Below are 17086 nucleotides of genomic sequence, written 5' to 3'. Positions count from 1 at the left end.
CTACCGTTGCGTTGCCGTTTTCATCGACGACCGCTTCCGCGACCGACGAACCGTTGGTACCCGCAAACGTTGCGATTTCGGGTTGTTGTACTTCGTAACGCACTTTCCATCCACGTGCAGGCAAACTGCCTTCGGCACGTGTCACTCGAGTGGTCAAGGAAACAGGAGTCCCCGCAGGCACAATTTGTGACCCGGGAAATTGCCAACGTGCATCGATCCAGTAGATCGTCGCGGTGGCTTTGCGTTGATCCCAACACTCGCTTTCGGGTGCAAGGACCGTCACACGACTGGTGCCTTCACTGGGACTGCTGATCGAGATCCAAGTTTGGCCTTTTTCCAGTTGTACATCGTCACTGCGATCCAGGTTGCCTCGCGTGATCAGCATCCGTTTGGTGCTGGTCAAACCGTGAGCGTACGAGGGATCATGTTTCTCAGGACGTTGTTTCTTTACCGTCATCCGGTGCAAAAGCCCCGGATCGTCGTCACCGACTTGAATAAACGTACCGACACTCTCAGGCGTCAACATCCATTCAAGAGGTTGGTTCATCTGCAAATAACCATCGTCACCACAAATTCCGGATAACAAAATCACTTCGCCACCGACGGGAGCGACAATCTTTTGTGGTGTCAACAAGATACAGCCACGCTCGCCCCGATCTGGCAAACAGCGTGGATTGGTATTGGTGATTTCGTCACCATACAGGATCGCGGGAGGGCCGCTTTGGCAGGAACCGGTGCAAGGAGCACTCGGCACACAAGCTTCGTCGTCTTTGCAGTGCTTGCCCAACAAAGGACACTTCGGCCCTGCGGCTCCTAACGCACCAGTATTCGGTGTCACGCACGCAGGCGGTTCCACTGGCTCGGGAAACGCAGGGGTGGGAAAGGCAAAGGAAGGATTGGTCAGACAGGAACCGAAGCCTCGCAAGCAGTTGGAGCACAAGCAGCTTTCGCCCGCGGATCCAGGCAATGCAAGTTCGGTCGTGGTGGGCAGGGGAGCAAACAAACAGGATCCGGTAGGATCAATCGCTGGCAAACGCAAGCGGCTACAACCACTGGCAACGGCAAAGAACAACAAAATGGCAACGATCAAAACTTGCCGTAAAGGCAAGTTCCCGTTGCGATTCTGCTCGCTTCGTGCTGCGTTGTCGTTCATCGGCCTGCGTGGTGTTTGGATTCATACCGGACACACTTTGTCCAAGGAAACCTAGCACGCAAGATGGGGGCATGATGCAAGAAAACAACGTACTTTGTTGCCTAAACGCTACATCTTGACGCCGAGTTTGACGGCTGTGAGGGTTTTGCGGAGGGGAAGCGAGTTGGGAGTTGGGAGTTGGGAGGTGGGAGTGAGGAGTGAGGAGTGAGGAGTGAGGAGTGAGGAGTGAGGAGTGAGGAGTGAGGAGTGAGGAGTGAGGAGTGAGGAGTGAGGAGCGGGGGAGACTTGGCAGCGGATGCTTGCTTTGTTGATAAGCTGGAACGGCAAATTAAGCGTTGACACATCCATTGGCGCGCCCTTGCTGAGCGCCGTATTCCGCCTGTTCCTACATCCCTAATCCATACCCCCATCTCGTTTTCGCCGATACACGCCTGCGACTCCCAATTGAGCCGCTTCGATCCTCTCGAATAGGAAATCCCCATGTCCACGTCGATGAATCCAAATCAAACCATGGATGCTCCCCAATTGCACTGTGAAAAACTGCTCCGCCCCAGCACCGGATGGTTTGCGTTGTTTTTTTGCCTGGGATTGATCCTCTTTGGCGGTTTCACCGTGATCGCTGCGATCGCGGCCAAGAATGGCTTCTTTGCCATCCTCGGAGTCCTGATGATTCCGTCGGGGGTGATCGGATTGTTCGGACTGATGGCGATCGCGCCGAACAATTCTCGCGTCTTGCTGCTGTTTGGCGATTACCGCGGAACCGTCAAAGAGTCAGGCTTTTTTTGGGTGAACCCGTTTTTCTCGAAACGAAAAGTGAGTTTACGGATTCGCAACTTTGAAACCGGATCGTCATCCACCCCAGAAAAAAAGGACGCCGCAGGCACGGTAGTTCAAATGAAGAGCCGATCGGCGGGCCGTCCGTCCAAAGTCAACGATCGAGACGGAAACCCGATCGAAATATCGACCGTCGTTGTCTGGAAGGTCACCGATACCGCCGAAGCCTTGTTCGAGGTCGATGACTACGAAAATTTTGTCGAGGTGCAAAGCGAAGCGGCGCTACGAAGTTTGGCGACACGCTATCCGTACGATAGCGAAGACCATGAACAATCGCTGCGTGGCAGCACCGATGAGATCTGCAGCAAACTCCGCGAAGACATCCAAGAACGACTCGAGAAGGCAGGCGTGAACGTGATCGAGGCTCGCATCAGCCATTTGGCCTACGCACCGGAAATCGCCTCGGCGATGCTACAGCGTCAACAAGCGGGCGCCGTGGTTGCGGCGCGGACCAAGATCGTCGACGGTGCCGTGGGCATGGTCGAGATGGCACTTGAGCATCTAAAACGAGACAACATCGTTGAGTTAGACGCAAACCAACGATCATCGTTGGTTTCGAATCTGTTAGTCGTGCTCTGCAGCGATCGCCACGCACAACCGGTTGTGCAAACAGGAGCGAATTAGCTGATCGCAGCAAGTCCACTCTGCCGAGCGAAGCTTGCGAGAGGTGATAATGAGACTCGCGGGGACCTTGGCACCAATGAGGTAACGTTCGAGTAGTGGAATTCGCCAGATTTCCCGAATTCGCAGTGGAAGCACAGGGAACTCTGGCGAGTTCCACTACGAAAGCCGATGCACAGGGAACTCTGGCGAGTCCCACTACGAAGGCAGAGGCGATTGGGGGCGTTGCCAGCGATCGACTATTGGCGTGCCATGAATTGCCAATACGTCATCGCGATTGCGATCACCAGCATGCCAAGAACGATTTGCTTGAGCGACAGCTGAAATCGCTCGGCGGGATGATTGCGGTCCGACAAGTCATGCTCGATCCAGCACGGCCATGTCCATGACGCGATCATCACTGCGGCGGCGGCGATCATCGACAACACGCCACCATAAAGCATCTGTTTGATCGGCAGAATCCAAAACCAACGCAATGAAAAGATCGCCAGCACGCATAAGTAGCTTTGTGCCCACGTCGCTGCGGCTAATTTCCGGCCGTCGATCCACAACCATGTGACGCGGATGGCAACGAGCGTTGCCGAGGGGACAACGAACGTCGCAATCACCATCGCAACACGACTCTCCGCCGAACTGCTGAACAGCAACAAGCACCAGATAGCGGTTAAATACAACAAAAGGCACACCGGCAGCGAAAGCAGTACTCGCTCGATACGCTGCGGCCGAATGATCACCAATGCGATAAAGAACAAAAATGTGCAGAGGCCGAAGACGTAAGGCCAGAAAAACGTCAACGTGACCAGCGGCGGCCCTTCATTCAACTCTGCGCCAATCACATCGATGGGACGAACCACCTTGTCATCACAGCCAATCGAATGAGGCAGCAAGACACACGCCAACAACGCCAACGCAGTGACGAGGTTTGAAATCGCACTCGGGGAAACGCACGCCGATTTCAGCGATGGCTTCTCACGATCCGATTGCGGTTCAGGTGACATTCCCCACCAGTCTTGGCAGCGCAGAGGACCTATTGCGTCAGAGCGTCCCTGAGGTCCTCTATTTTCGGTTCAACGCCTTGGTCAGCAAGCGATCGAAGGTTGCGGCGAACGCTTTCTTGTCCGTGTCTCCGTACGGCGAAGACCGGCCAACGACCATGCCTTCGCCTCGTAGATCGTCCATGAAATTTCGCATCGACAAACGGGATGCGATCGTGTCGGGCGAGTATTCGTCGCCTCGAGGATCGATCACATAAACGCCTTTTTCCACCAAATCGCCCGCCAATGGCAAATCGGCGGTGATCGCGATGTCCTTGGCCTCGCTGTGGTTGACGATGTAGCGGTCTGCTTGATCGGCGCCTTCACGAACGACCACGGACCGAACCATCGTCAACGCCGGTGGCACGGACAGCGGACGGTTAGCAACCAAAATCGTTTCGACATCCAATCGCTTTGCCGCACGAAAGACGATCTGTTTGACGTCTTGAGGTGCCGCATCAGCATCGATCCAGATTTTCACGCTATCCTTACCGTCTCGAGTTCCGCGTCATCTCGCCAATCGTACTGGCGACCGATTCGGTCAATTGACCTGGCAACAAACGCCAAGCCCAATTTCCATCGGCCAACCCGGGCATATTCATTCTCGCTTCATTTCCCAGTCCGAGCAAATCTTGCACCGGAATGATCGCGGTATCCGAGGCGGAATTCAGTACCGCCCAAATCAATTGTAAATGAATATCAACGTCGCTGGTGACCACGTCGGCCAATAAATCCTGTTCGCCCTCGGCGACCTCGCGTTCGTTGTACCATCCCATCACCGTGTCATTGTCGTGCGTTCCGGTGTAGGCGACCGAATGCTCGGGAAATGCGCTGGGACGATGAAAATCGTCTTCGGCGACATAGAAGCCAAACTGCAATACGCGCATTCCGGGGAAACCCAGCTTATCGCGAAGCTCGTGCACCTCTTCGGTGATCATGCCGAGATCTTCTGCGATCAACGCTAACTCGCCAAGTTTCTCGCGAGCGGCATCGAAAACTTTCTCTCGGGGGCCTTCGACCCATTTCCCACTGACTGCGGTCTTGGCCGTCGCAGGAATTTCCCAATACGCTTCGAAACCACGAAAGTGGTCGATTCGCATCAGATCGAATTGCTTAAACGCATATCCAAATCGTTGCACCCACCAGCGGTAATTCGTTTGCTCGAGTGCGTCCCAGCGATATTGTGGATTGCCCCACAATTGGCCTGTCTTGCTGAAGTAGTCCGGCGGAACACCGGCAACGAACGTGGGACGTCCATCATCGGCCAAACAGAACACCGATTGATTGGCCCACACATCGGCACTTTCATGCGCGACAAAGATCGGCATGTCGCCATACATTCGCACGTTGCGATCGTTTGCGTATTGCTTCAGCTTTCGCCACTGGACATCAAAGATGTATTGTTGGAACTCAGCAAATTGAATTTCGGTACTCAGCTTGGCTTCCCATTGTTCGATCGCTTGATCGAATTCAGGGTGAGCTGCGTGACGCACCAATTCGGCAGGCCACTTCGTCCAATCCGCACTGCCGAAATGACGCATCAGTGCTTCGAAGCGACCGAAATCGTCCAACCACCAAGCATTCAGTTCGACAAAGCGGTCAAAATCGGCACGCTGCTCTTCGCTGGCGTCCTCACTAAATTTTTCGAATGCGGTGCGAAGCGCTGGCAGTTTGAATTGGCCCACCAAGTGGTAATCGACATTCGCCGTGGTCTCGCCCAGCCCCGAAGGCAGGACGAAATCACCCTCGTCCAGCAAACCGTCCTCGACCAGCATTGAAAGACTGATCAGCAGCGGGTTGCCTGCAAACGCGGAATAACAACTGTAGGGCGAATTGCCCGCTGCGGGGGGGCCCAACGGCAACACCTGCCAAATGGTTTGTCCCGCAGCTTGCAAAAAATCGACGAACGCATACGACGCCTTACCAAGGTCACCGATCCCAAATTCGCGATCTCCGATCGCGGTTGGCAGACTAGTGATGTGACAAAGAATCCCCGATGATCTCGGAAAACGCATTAAGCATCCTCTAACGGTTTGACGTCCCAAATTTCATCAGCGTACTGGGCGATCGTTCGATCACTTGAGAACCAGCCGCTGTGCGCCGAGTTCAGGATACTCATACGAGTCCATTTCTCTTGGTCCGCATAGACCTTACCTGCCTCTGCTTGAGCGTCAATGTAACTGCGCAGATCCGCAATCGTCAGCCAAGGATCGTACGGATTTCGCAATCCCTTGGTCAACAAATCGAAAATTCCTGGTTCGTGGTGATTAAACACCCCACCCTCGACCATTTCCATCACCCTCCGAATGTCTTCGTCGGCCGCGATGATTGAATTCGGATCGTAGTTCTTTTTCTCTTCCTGAACCCCGTTTTCGTCCAAGCCAAACAAGAAGAAGTTCTCGGCACCCGCTTTCTCGCGGATTTCGATATTCGCACCATCGAGCGTTCCGATTGTCAGAGCCCCGTTCATCATGAATTTCATGTTCCCGGTTCCCGACGCTTCTTTGCCGGCAGTCGAGATTTGCTCGGACAATTCAGTGCCCGGGCAAATGATCTCCATCGACGAAACGCGGTAGTTCGGGAAGAAGACCATACGCAACAAGTTTTCCGTCTTTGGATCGGCGTTGATCACCGAAGCGACGTTGTTGATCATCTTCACGATCAACTTGGCGACGTGGTACCCCGGTGCCGCTTTACCGCCGATCAACACACAGCGTGGCACCATGTCTTTGGTATCGCCACGCAGAATGCGGTCGTACAGATGCACGACATGCAGCACGTTCAGCAGTTGTCGTTTGTATTCGTGAATCCGCTTGACTTGCACGTCAAAGATCGCATCGGTGTTGAATTCAACGCCCGTGTGTGTCTTGACGTATTTCGCCAATCGTTCCTTGTTTTCCAGCTTCACGCTGCGCCATTTTTTGCGGAACTCCGCATCCTCGGCGAATGGAACCAACTTCTCGATCTGGCTCAGATCCGACTCCCATCCTGTGCCAATCGTGTCATTCAACAAGTCACGTAATCCGGGGTTACAGTGCGACAACCATCGACGCTGCGTTACCCCATTGGTCTTGTTGTTGAACTTCTCGGGCCACAGTTTGTAGAAGTCCGAGAACAATCCGCTCTTCAGCAATTCGGTGTGCAGATGGGCAACGCCGTTGACCGAAAAGCTTCCCACGATGCTCAAATAAGCCATGCGAATATGAGGTTGGTCGCCTTCTTCGACAAGCGACATCCGACGCAGTACCGCGACGTCATCGGGGAATTTCTCTTTGACCTCGGCCAAAAATCGTATGTTGATCTCGTAAATGATTTCCAACAAGCGAGGCAGCAAGCGGCTGAACAACGCCACGCTCCATCGCTCGAGCGCTTCGGGAAGCAACGTGTGATTGGTATACGCCATGCACTGAGTCGTGATCTTCCACGCCGAATCCCAATCCAAGTGGTACACGTCCAACAACAACCGCATCAACTCGGGAACCGAGCAAGCGGGGTGGGTATCATTGAGCTGGAAGCAATTCTTGCGACCAAAATCGGTAAAGTCGTTGCCGTGCTTGGCAACCCACCGCTCCAATACATCTTGCAAGCTGGCGGAGCTGAGAAAATATTGCTGCTTCAACCGCAATTCTTTGCCGTTTTCGCTGGCGTCGTTGGGATACAACACCATCGAAATTTGCTCGGCATTATTCTTTTGCACCACAGCATCGGGATAGTTCCCCGAGTTAAATTCCTCAAGATCGAAGACATCGGTGGCTTCGGCTTTCCACAAACGCAGCGTGTTGACGGTTTCGTTCTTGAAACCGGGAATCGGCATGTCATATGGAATTGCCAACAAATCGTTGGTCCCCACCCAACGAATCGACATGTTACCGGTATCATCAAGATAACGTTCGGTGTGTCCGTAGAGGCGGATCGTCTTTGCATCTTCGTGACGTTCGATTTCCCAAGGGTTGCCGTCCCGCAACCAGTGATCCGGTCCTTCGACTTGACGTCCGTTTTCGATCGTTTGGTGAAACATTCCAAATTCGTAGCGGATGCCATAACCGGTCACAGGCAAACGCAAGTTAGCGCAACTGTCCAAGAAGCAAGCTGCCAATCGCCCCAGGCCTCCGTTACCGAGCCCTGCATCAGGTTCCTGTTCGGCAACCTCTTCTAACGCAACACCATATTGATGAAGCGCTTCGCGAGTGGCATCGTCGAGTTCCAAATTCTGAACCGCATTGTTCAGCGAGCGGCCCAACAGAAATTCGAGCGAAAAGTAGTGAACACAGCGTTCATCGGTGTTCGAAAAACGCTCGCGAGTGGTCCGCCAATGCTCGGTGACTCGGTCACGTACGGCGTTGGCCAACGCACGGTAATAGTAATGTGGATTACTCTCGTCGCTGTGATGGCCGAGGGTGTAGTAAAGATGGCGGCGCAGTTCTTCGGAGAGCGGCGACAGGATACTGCTCATCTTTTCGTTGGTTACTTCGAGTGTTTGTTCCGGCATCGTGTTTGCTGAATTTGGAGGAAATTGAGCGATCGACCGAAGCTCTTTTATTCGGTGCTGCCGCCAAAAAGTGCGATCTGATAAGGATGTTCATTAGCACTGTCGCAGGACCGTGACAACATGTGTCCTTTTCGAAGTCCGCGACTTTACCCTCAAACCTACATCTTGTTGGGGATTTTTCCCATAACTTTCAAATAGTTTGCCAAATTTCGCTAATCAGACTATCCATCTGTACTACTTATCTGGTAACCGAAATCGTGAAATTCCGACGCTTCCCCCCAAGAAACATTCAAGCGGGACTTAACCGTCTCAGTGGTAACGGCTTACATCGTACGATTTGCGGCCTGCCGATCCCTCGCCGCCCCGTTTTGCATGGCAAGTTGGGAAGTAAATCCATCTTGAGCCGATGCTTCGGATCCCGCTAACGTGCACCGCTTGGAACGCGCCGTGGCGGCGCATGCGATCCATGTTTTTCGCTGCCGCTGCTATCAATAATCTCTTCTCCCTAGAATTTGCCTGCATCATGCAAACCTCCTCGTCAATTCGTCGTCCTGCTTACGCTTCGTTAACGGATGACCGCACCAACAACGCCGTTTCCTCAGGCAAGCTGACCTCCGAAGAGAAAACGCTTGGTCAATACATCCCGCTATTGTACCACTACAACATGCTGCAAGACGAAGATCGCGTCGGAGCGTTTCGTGACGCGATCGAATTGAATGTTCGGCCCGGCATGCATGTGGTTGAACTCGGTGGCGGCACGGGAATTCTGTCGTCGCTGGCAGCACGCTGTGGCGCAACGGTCAGCTGCGTTGAACGGAATCCCGAACTCGTCGAGACGGCGCGTCGATTCGTTCAATTAAATGGACTCGAGGATCAAATCACGGTGATCCACGCGGATGCCGCTGAGTTTGTTCCCGACGGACCGGTCGATGTCGTGGTTTGCGAAATGCTTCACGTCGGACTGCTGCGAGAGAAACAAGCTCAAGTAATCGCAGCATTTAAACGTCACTACCGGCAAACGCACGGCGGGCCGCTGCCACGTTTTCTACCCGAAGCATCGATCTTGATGGCTCAACCCGTGGAGCAATCGTTTGATTTCGCTGGCTATCACGCGCCCGTTCCGATGTTTCAAGCTCCACGATTGGATCAACCGCGAACCAACGAATTCGCCAACCTGTCGCCCTATGCCAGTATCGCCTACGACGAATCGATTCCGATGAAGTTCGCGGTAAACGAGAACGTCGTCGCATTGCGTGATGGACGCGTCAACGCGATACGCTTTGTCACTCAGAATGTGATCTCGATCGACATGCAGGCGGAAAAAGCGATCACGTGGCCCAACCAGTGCCTAGTGCTCCCAATCGAATCTCCGTTTCAAATTGCCAACGGAGAATCGATGACAATTCAATTCAGCTATACGGCAGGTGATTCGGTCGACCAACTCATGAAAACAGTCCGTGTCAATCACGCGTAACACGTCGGGGGAGTCATTGCCCCGCTAGCGGAGACAATGGGCAACCGAATCGGTTACAATCGCGGTTTAGATTCCTAAACGGCAAACCTGATTCCGATTCCCTTCGAAAGTCATCGCGATGAGACCATGCTGGCCGCTGCGACGCGTCGCAACAATCTTCTGGATTCCCCTTGTTCTTGCTTGTCTTTTAACCTCCTCCACCGCTGCTGCGGAGGACAACGAGCGGATCTCGATCCAGATCACTGGAAAGGTCTTGACGGCCGCTGGAGCCCCGGCGGCAGATGCAACCGTACATGCGAGTTTACCGCTCGGCAAACTCGACGCACGCGCCAAAACAAACGATGACGGCACGTTTGAGTTGCCAATCAAAGTCCACCGAATCGCTTTGTCAAGCATCACGATGCGGACAAGCAGTTCGGACGGCGAACAACTGGCCATCGAGCGATTAAAAACCGAGAACGATGAGGTTAGAACCGAAGACCTGGTCATCCAGCTCTCAGAAACCACCACCGCAGCGGTTCGTGTGATTGACGGCGATGGCAAACCCGTCAGCAATGCTGCGGTGGCAGCCCAGCTGAATTTCCCCAATACGATCACGGGCTTGACGACCGACGACTCAGGCTCGGTCACGTTCCGCTTTCCTAAAATGGACCGAATCGAATCGATCGTGGCTTGGAAAGACCACGAAGGACTGGATTATCGAGTCTATGCGTTACCGCGGCATCAACGTTCGGACACGTTGACGGAAACTCCCGAATTCCCCATCGACCGCGGTGAAACGCTTCGTTTGGAAGGTACAAAACCGCTACAAGTTCGCATCACCGACGACAGCGGCAAACCGATTCCCTCGATCCGCAACTACGTGTGGCTTTTGAAAAAAGAAGATCAACCGGATCAACTCAATCTGAGCTACTTTGTTGAAGCGTTTTCAGAATCCACCGACAACAACGGAGAATTGGCTTTTGATTGGATTCCGTCGTGGCATACGACGCTACTTCAAATCTGGCCATCCTCGGACGATTTCGTTCGCACACGAGGAAATTATGATCCGGCAACCGGTGACGGAGTGCTTGAGATGCAACTGGACCGTTTGGTCCCCATAGGCGGGAAAGTCACCGATGCCGATGGCCCCCCCGTTCCCGACATCAGGGTCTCGGCTCGCGGTGACGGTTACACGATGGATGATAGTTACGGAACCGCAACAACCGATGCCGACGGCAACTACGAAATCCGCGTTGCCCCCGAGCAAATTTACCTGGTCACAGTAAAAGACCCACGATGGGCCTCCACGCCGCAAACCGGTTTCGCTGTCCGTGCCAATACGCCCGTCACGAACAAAAACTTTGTTCTTCGCGAGGCCACTCGAGTTTTCGGCAGGCTGACGGACGAGAGTACGGGCGAACCGATCCCAAACAAACGTGTGATTGTTTACCAATATGGCACCGACCTGAATTCGATCGAGGGAGTGGAACTAAGAAACCCTGATAATTCGCGTAAATGGGTACGCCCGATGGACTATCACCACGCGATCACCGACGAGGGTGGCCAATTTGCGTTTGCCTTGGGCGACGGTCATTACGACATCCGGCCACCCGAACAGGAGAAGGCAGACGAGTTTGACATTGCCGGTCAATCCGAACTGGAAATCAACGTTTCCACCGTGCTTCGTACCGAGGTGAAATTGACCGGCAAAGTCACCGCTGCGGCGGACGGTGAAGCGGTCGCATCCGCGATGCTCGCAGGCGTCCCGCAAAACTTTCGTGGGCGAGATTGGCAGGCTAGGACGGGAACCGATGGAACGTTTAGCGTGATGCGTTACAAGGAACCGACCTACGTTCATGTCGAAAATCAAGACAAAACACTTGCAGCGGTTGTCATCGTCGCACCCGAGCAAACCACTCTGAATGTCTCTCTGCATGCGACGGCTTCAGTTACCGGCAGATTGCTGGCAAACGAAACAAAAGAACCTTTGCCGAATCAAAAAATCACCTATGGCATCGATGTTCCCTCGGATACCGGGCGATCCTGGAGCACACGGTTCGGCGGAAGTGTTGTCACCGACGATGAGGGACAATTTTCAATTGACGGACTGGTCGGCGGTCAAAAGTATTCGGTCAACCTTGGCGTTACAGAAGAAGGTTTGTATCGCTCGCTGCCCAAATGGGAAGTGGAATCAGGCGAAACACTCAGCCTGGGTGACGTGCAAGTTCCACCGCCCCCGAAGCGATATGTTCCTCCCACGCTCGAGGAGCGTATCGCCGCTGCCTTTGCGGTCAAGGGAACGCCAATCGAGCGTTACGAGCGAGCACTCAAACCGATCAAACTGGTCAAACAACATCTGCTTGTCGTATTTGGTCAGAGCGAGGATTCACGTATCCATCGACTGATGCAGATTCGTTACGAAGACAAAGACTTTCGTCAAGTGAGAGACGAGTATTTGTTCCTGGCGATTCCGACGGAGGACGACAAACGAAAACCGGCGATGGCGTTGGCCGAGGAACTTGACGAATCGATCGAAGGAGAACGCGGAGACTTTTTACTGGTCATTCTCGATCACGAGGGCAAGAAGGTCGCGACCGTCGACTCCGCTGCGGTGTGCGATGGCGACGAACTGTCCAAAGAAATGTTGCTAAAAGTACTTGGCAATTACTATGTGGAAAAACACGATGCCAATGAATTACTTGGGCAGGCGTTGGCGAAGGCGGCCAAAGAGAACAAATGCGTGATCGTGCAAGAAACGGCAACATGGTGTGGACCGTGCCACCGATTATCCGGCTTCCTCGCCGAAAACCGCGAGTGGGAAGAGGATTTTATCCTGGTCAAGATGGACCACCGCTGGGAGGGCGCCTACGAACTGATGAAAGAAATGCGAGAGGGTGCCAAGGGAGGCATTCCGTGGTTTGCCATCTTGGATGCGTCAGGCAAGAAATTGGCGACATCCAATGACGAAAAAACGGGCGACAACATCGGATTTCCATCGAGCAAACAAGGACAAGCCCATTTCGCATTCATGTTAAACCAGACACGTCAACGGTTGAGCGAAGAGGATGTCGCAAACTTTGTCAGCAAGCTCTCGCCCCCCGATGAGGACGAGTGAGTTTTTCAAAGCGTCGTGGTTGCGATTAATCTCGACGGCGTCGACGTTGAGGAATGTTTTACGTGACATCCCTTTCCGCCGAGTCTGGTTCGGCGGAAGAACACCACCGCGATCACTAAAAACCGCTTCCCACTTGCTCGGCGCCATCCTTGGTGACCAACGCTTTTCGCAAGTTTTGATCGGTGGCATCGGTCATGAACTGCACCGCACCATCCGCCATCAACACGTTGGCTCCGCCGGCGTGTCCGCCTTGGTCACGCGCCGTTCCGGCCGCCAAGAAGGCTTGCAAATCGCTATCATCAGGACTCATCCAATTGACCGCGTTCCCGGAATCGGCTTCGATCACCATCACGGTGTTGGCCAAACCGTCAGTGACTTGGCGGAACGCTACCGCGGTCGAACCCGAAAAAATTCCTTGCGGATGCACGACAGCGACATACGTGGTCATCGTCGGATCCACCGTCGTCGAAGGGCAACTGTACGAAGGAACGACTGTTAGCGACACCGCCTGGTTCTCGGGTGCGTCCCACGGCTTTGAAAAATCGATTTGTTCATACAGAGCTTGCTGCTCCATGAAGGGCAAGATGATCGAACGCCAACTGTGCATCGGGCGACCGTTGGCATCGACGGTGTAGGCGGGAGGCAACGTGTTGTAGGTCGCGTGGTAGTTGTGCAGCGCCAAACCGATCTGCTTCATATTGTTGGAACACGACATCCGCCGAGCCGCTTCGCGTGCTGATTGCACGGCGGGCAATAGCAACGCCACAAGGACTCCGCCACAAACCAACATCACGACGAATGCCACCGCCAACACGATCCCGACGATCGCCATCGTTGACATTCCACCCGATTTCTCAGGCGGTTGATGATACGGTTGCTGCGGTTGTTGGGGCTGTGAATAGGGATTGTCGTTGCTCATGGTTTCACTTCGCTATACGAAAGAGTGGGGCTAAACGAAAGAGTGGGGAGGAGTAACCGCCTAATTTCGCACGTCAACACGCCCTAAACTAGGCAAATTTCAAGCATTTACGACCAAGCTGCGATAGAAATCAACGCTCATTTCCAGTCCTTGATCGATCGTAACCTGAGGCTCAAAACCGAGCCGATTTCGTGCAACATTAATATCCGCAAGCGAATCACGAACGTCGCCGGCACGCGGTGGCTCGTGAATCGGGTCGATGCCTTGGCCGAGAATGTCACGCAACGAGTTCAGCAACATCAGCAGCGACGTTCGCTCACCGCGACCGATATTGAAGGTGCCGCCGGGAGCGTCGGCCGAGGTTGCTGCCAACATGTTTGCTCGAGCCACATCACGAACGTAAACAAAGTCGCGTGATTGTTCGCCGTCCCCGTAGATGATCGGACGGTCGCCTGAAAGGATCATCGAAACAAAACGTGGAATCACCGCACTGTATTCGCTCTTGGGATCTTGGCGAGGCCCAAACACGTTGAAGTAGCGGAGCACAACCGTTTCCAAGCCAAACCCGCGATAGAACGCCTGGCAATAAGACTCAGCCGCCAATTTTGCGGCAGCATAAGGCGACAACGGGGCGACCGGATCGGATTCGCGTTTGGATACAAACGGCGAATCGCCGTACGCCGCACTGGTCGACGCCAACACCAACCGTTTGACTCCGTTTTCTGCAGCACTCTTTAGCAGCTCGACCGTGCTGGTGGCGCACCATGCGTGACACAACGCTGGTTCTCGCATGCTGCGAGGTACGCTGGCCATCGCGGCGTGATGAAAAATATAGTCAATATCTGCGGTGGCACGACGGACACAATCGGCGTCGGATGCATCGCCGTTGATGACTTCGACTCCATCGTCGGCCTTGGTGTGCTCGAGGTTGTGCTCAAATCCGGTGCTGAAATTGTCCAGCACACGGACGGTGGCTCCAGCACCACGCAGCGCGTCGACAAGGTGCGATCCAATGAACCCAGCACCGCCGGTAACAAGACACCGGGCTCCGCGAAGACGCTCAAACTGACTCGACATATCTCTAAAACTCTCTGAGGTAAAAACCAAAGCAAACAGGATGGCCAAAGCAAACAGGATGGATTGAGTGTACCACCAGCGAGGCAGGTTTTATAGCTACGACGCAGGGGGCGGCAAGTGATTGGGAAAATATCCGGCTAACATTGACTCGCTAACAACGACTATTCGGACAGTAGGGCTTCGATTGTGGTCCGCATTTGTTGCTCGCCCGGCGTGCCCTGCCAATTCATTTCCCCCTGCCACCAACGGCGAACAAAGCCTTCTTTATCGATCAAATAAACAGTTGGCCACATCGTTGTGTTGTACGATTTCCAATTGGCCGATTCGGCATCGAGCATGACGGGGTATTCGATTCCTTCGGCCTTGGCTGCGGCACGGACGTTGTCAAAGTTTCGCTCCGATGATAGTTCGGGGGTCTGGATACCGATCACCACCAATCCGTCGTCGGCATAATCGTCGTGCCAAGCGGTGTAGTGCGGCAGATTGCGTTTACAGTTGATACACTGAAACGCATAGAAATGAACCGCCACCACTTTGCCCCGATATTGCTGCAGCGTCACCGGAGTGCCATCGAGCCACTTGGCTCCATCACTTCGCAATTCCGGCGCCAGCGGAAACGTCCGTTTGATGCTCGCGAAATCGAACGGCTTTCCCGTCAACGCTCCGATCTTGGACCGCTGAATATTAGTCAGAATTTCCAGCAAGCTTTCTCGCTCGGCCGCCTTTAGGTCCGCGAGCGTTTTGTTGACTTCGTCCGCGGTCTTCTCGCCCGCTGCCATCGCCTGCTGTAACTCGAGTGACCGGGCGTCGGTGTGAGCAAAGGTTTCAACGAGCGATTGCATCTGCGCCTCGTTGATTTGCAGACTCGCTTGCACCTTTTCACGCAGCACCATTCGTGTTCCAAGTGCTTGCGAAACGAGTTGATCCAGTCGTGATGCTTGCGAAGGGTCGAGAATGGTATCCAGCCGCGATGCAAGTGCCTGTGTCAACTGATCGACGATCGGACGCTGCTCGGCGGACGGAAGATTTCGAGAGCGGAACCAAGGACCATCGACCTTGACCAGCGTTTCACGCAGCGACGCGATCTGGTCTTCGCTCAAATTCAACTCAGCTTGGATCGCTGAATCGCGAATCATTTGCAACAGCACCGGAGGCACGTTGATGGAATCACGCTTCGTTTCGGCGGCGAGCGGATTGCTACCCGCGACGGTGGCACCGATGCAGAGGAACGACAACAGCAGAAACAGTTTTGACATCAGCGCACCGAAAGACCGCGAGGAGAAGAGAAGATCGTTTGGATCACTGAGATGTGACGGCGTTCATTGGAATCTTTCGACGGCGGGAAAACATCCCCCTCGGTGAGTGTGAAAGGGGGGGATGTGTGTTGGTCGCTTCGTTTGCACATCGCGTTTTGATTGCGGAGCGATCAATGACAATGAATTAGCGACAACGAAATCAGCACGATCAATTCGGCTGGGTGATCCATTGCCTCGTTTGCTCAGCCGGTCGCTGGGTTGGCGGGGGCAGAGTGGGCTCGAGTTCACGCCGCGGACTGCTTGCCAGCGTTGCGTTTTGACGCGGCGCTGCCACTGTGGCCGTGGTGGACGTTTGCGGTGAGGGTTGCCCCCCGCTGGTTGCACTGTTTCGCATCGCATCGATTTGGGCAAACCGCTGACTTCCCTTGAACCGATCTTCGGCATCGGCCGCGGCCAATGTGCCAGCGACGGTCCCATAGCCGTCCTCGCCAGACGTTTGACGCGGCCACGGTTCGTTGGACACTCCGGCTTCCATCGGCTGCATTTTCACAACCACTTTGTCGGCGTCCCGCGACTGCTGTTCGGTATGTTGCTGTGCCGATGCCGTGGCATTAAATCGATCTTGGATGACATCGGGCCGCGAAATTGGCACCGCCAAATCTTCGTACGTCAGCGGCTTGTACGACTGATGACGTCGACTCGGCCACGATTCAGAGGCGTGTGGCTTGTTCCACGAGAATGAATCGAATGATTCAGTGTCCATCGCTTCAATCGTGGTCGTTTCGAGAACCAAGTCTTCGGTCAGATCGGTACGCAAACTCGGTGGCACCGGCGATCCATAAGACGGAGCAGCTCCCTGCGAAAAATGATTTTCGACCGTCCCCGCAGACGTTTGCGCATTCACCGACGATCCCGGCATCTGGTCGATGGTTTCGGGGGCAACAATTTCAGGGGCACGACGAAACGGCAACGCGGCCAAAGTGCCGCCCGAGACGATCAGAACGCCAAGAGTAAGGTTTCGCAATGGAATTGCTCGCAGCTGGATGGAAAGCAAACGGAAACCGCTTACGCACCAACGAACAATCCGCTGGTAGAAAAGCGACGACCAGCTTCGCCTTGAAACCTAAAGAGG

The 17086-nt window shown here is 54.2% G+C and carries 11 protein-coding genes and 1 pseudogene; 3 read left to right on the top strand and 9 right to left on the bottom strand.

The window, feature by feature from the left end:
- A pseudogene (locus RMSM_RS31895) lies at positions 1-1153 on the bottom strand (COG1361 family protein); the annotation flags it as partial.
- Positions 1154-1633: 480 nt separating this feature from the next.
- On the opposite strand from RMSM_RS31895, the gene RMSM_RS31890 reads away from it, so the two are divergent.
- A complete protein-coding gene (locus RMSM_RS31890) occupies positions 1634-2611 on the top strand; it encodes an SPFH domain-containing protein (RefSeq protein WP_008707378.1) in 978 nt (325 codons plus the stop codon).
- Between the two features lie 236 nt (positions 2612-2847).
- Here RMSM_RS31890 and RMSM_RS31885 read toward each other — a convergent pair whose 3' ends face one another.
- Genes RMSM_RS31885 through RMSM_RS31870 form a run of 4 tightly spaced genes read right to left on the bottom strand, consistent with a single transcriptional unit; the run spans position 2848 to position 8131 of the window.
- On the bottom strand, positions 2848-3606 hold the full coding sequence (locus tag RMSM_RS31885) for a hypothetical protein (RefSeq protein WP_008707376.1): 759 nt from the start codon (positions 3604-3606) through the stop codon (positions 2848-2850).
- Positions 3607-3664: 58 nt separating this feature from the next.
- Positions 3665-4123, bottom strand: coding sequence for a YaiI/YqxD family protein (locus RMSM_RS31880; protein ID WP_008707375.1), 459 nt, complete (start codon positions 4121-4123; stop codon positions 3665-3667).
- A gap of 7 nt (positions 4124-4130) precedes the next feature.
- Positions 4131-5657 (bottom strand): 4-alpha-glucanotransferase, encoded by a 1527-nt coding sequence (malQ, locus tag RMSM_RS31875; RefSeq protein ID WP_008707374.1) that lies wholly within the window; start codon positions 5655-5657, stop codon positions 4131-4133.
- Positions 5657-8131 carry a glycogen/starch/alpha-glucan phosphorylase gene (locus RMSM_RS31870; RefSeq protein WP_008707372.1) on the bottom strand — a complete coding sequence of 825 codons (2475 nt, stop codon included), beginning with the start codon at positions 8129-8131 and terminating at the stop codon, positions 5657-5659. The genes malQ and RMSM_RS31870 overlap by 1 nt, the downstream gene beginning before the upstream one ends.
- A 523-nt stretch (positions 8132-8654) precedes the next feature.
- Between RMSM_RS31870 and RMSM_RS31860 the strand changes: the two genes are divergently transcribed.
- Together RMSM_RS31860 and RMSM_RS31855 are read left to right on the top strand one after the other, a co-directional pair.
- Complete coding sequence (locus RMSM_RS31860; RefSeq protein WP_008707371.1) at positions 8655-9605, top strand: methyltransferase domain-containing protein; 951 nt, start codon at positions 8655-8657, stop codon at positions 9603-9605.
- Between the two features lie 118 nt (positions 9606-9723).
- Positions 9724-12702: a carboxypeptidase regulatory-like domain-containing protein gene (locus RMSM_RS31855; RefSeq protein WP_008707370.1), complete on the top strand. Its 2979-nt coding sequence runs from the start codon at positions 9724-9726 to the stop codon at positions 12700-12702.
- A gap of 115 nt (positions 12703-12817) precedes the next feature.
- Here RMSM_RS31855 and RMSM_RS31850 read toward each other — a convergent pair whose 3' ends face one another.
- The 4 genes from RMSM_RS31850 to RMSM_RS31835 all read right to left on the bottom strand — a co-directional run bounded on the left by RMSM_RS31850 (position 12818) and on the right by RMSM_RS31835 (position 16978).
- Positions 12818-13621 carry a DUF1559 domain-containing protein gene (locus tag RMSM_RS31850; RefSeq protein ID WP_008707369.1) on the bottom strand — a complete coding sequence of 268 codons (804 nt, stop codon included), beginning with the start codon at positions 13619-13621 and terminating at the stop codon, positions 12818-12820.
- A 99-nt stretch (positions 13622-13720) separates the two neighbouring features.
- Positions 13721-14698, bottom strand: a complete 978-nt coding sequence (locus RMSM_RS31845) for an SDR family oxidoreductase (protein ID WP_008707368.1) — start codon at positions 14696-14698, stop codon at positions 13721-13723.
- Between the two features lie 161 nt (positions 14699-14859).
- On the bottom strand, positions 14860-15954 hold the full coding sequence (locus RMSM_RS31840) for a redoxin domain-containing protein (RefSeq protein WP_008707366.1): 1095 nt from the start codon (positions 15952-15954) through the stop codon (positions 14860-14862).
- Between the two features lie 208 nt (positions 15955-16162).
- A complete protein-coding gene (locus RMSM_RS31835; protein WP_040770615.1) occupies positions 16163-16978 on the bottom strand; it encodes a hypothetical protein in 816 nt (271 codons plus the stop codon).
- Positions 16979-17086: the final 108 nt, after the last annotated feature.

Source organism: Rhodopirellula maiorica SM1 (assembly GCF_000346295.1).
GTDB classification, from domain to species: domain Bacteria; phylum Planctomycetota; class Planctomycetia; order Pirellulales; family Pirellulaceae; genus Novipirellula; species Novipirellula maiorica.
Note: the sequence above shows the minus strand (reverse complement) of the source record. Positions and strands in the feature narration are given on the sequence as shown.

Excerpts from the sequence above, each read along its gene's own strand:
- RMSM_RS31850 (WP_008707369.1), bottom strand. The coding sequence starts at position 13,621 with ATGAGCAACGACAATCCCTATTCACAGCCCCAACAACCGCAGCAACCG.
- RMSM_RS31870 (WP_008707372.1), bottom strand. The coding sequence starts at position 8,131 with ATGCCGGAACAAACACTCGAAGTAACCAACGAAAAGATGAGCAGTATC.
- RMSM_RS31840 (WP_008707366.1), bottom strand. The coding sequence starts at position 15,954 with ATGTCAAAACTGTTTCTGCTGTTGTCGTTCCTCTGCATCGGTGCCACC.
- RMSM_RS31890 (WP_008707378.1), top strand. The coding sequence starts at position 1,634 with ATGTCCACGTCGATGAATCCAAATCAAACCATGGATGCTCCCCAATTG.
- RMSM_RS31860 (WP_008707371.1), top strand. The coding sequence starts at position 8,655 with ATGCAAACCTCCTCGTCAATTCGTCGTCCTGCTTACGCTTCGTTAACG.
- RMSM_RS31885 (WP_008707376.1), bottom strand. The coding sequence starts at position 3,606 with ATGTCACCTGAACCGCAATCGGATCGTGAGAAGCCATCGCTGAAATCG.
- RMSM_RS31845 (WP_008707368.1), bottom strand. The coding sequence starts at position 14,698 with ATGTCGAGTCAGTTTGAGCGTCTTCGCGGAGCCCGGTGTCTTGTTACC.
- RMSM_RS31855 (WP_008707370.1), top strand. The coding sequence starts at position 9,724 with ATGAGACCATGCTGGCCGCTGCGACGCGTCGCAACAATCTTCTGGATT.
- malQ (WP_008707374.1), bottom strand. The coding sequence starts at position 5,657 with ATGCGTTTTCCGAGATCATCGGGGATTCTTTGTCACATCACTAGTCTG.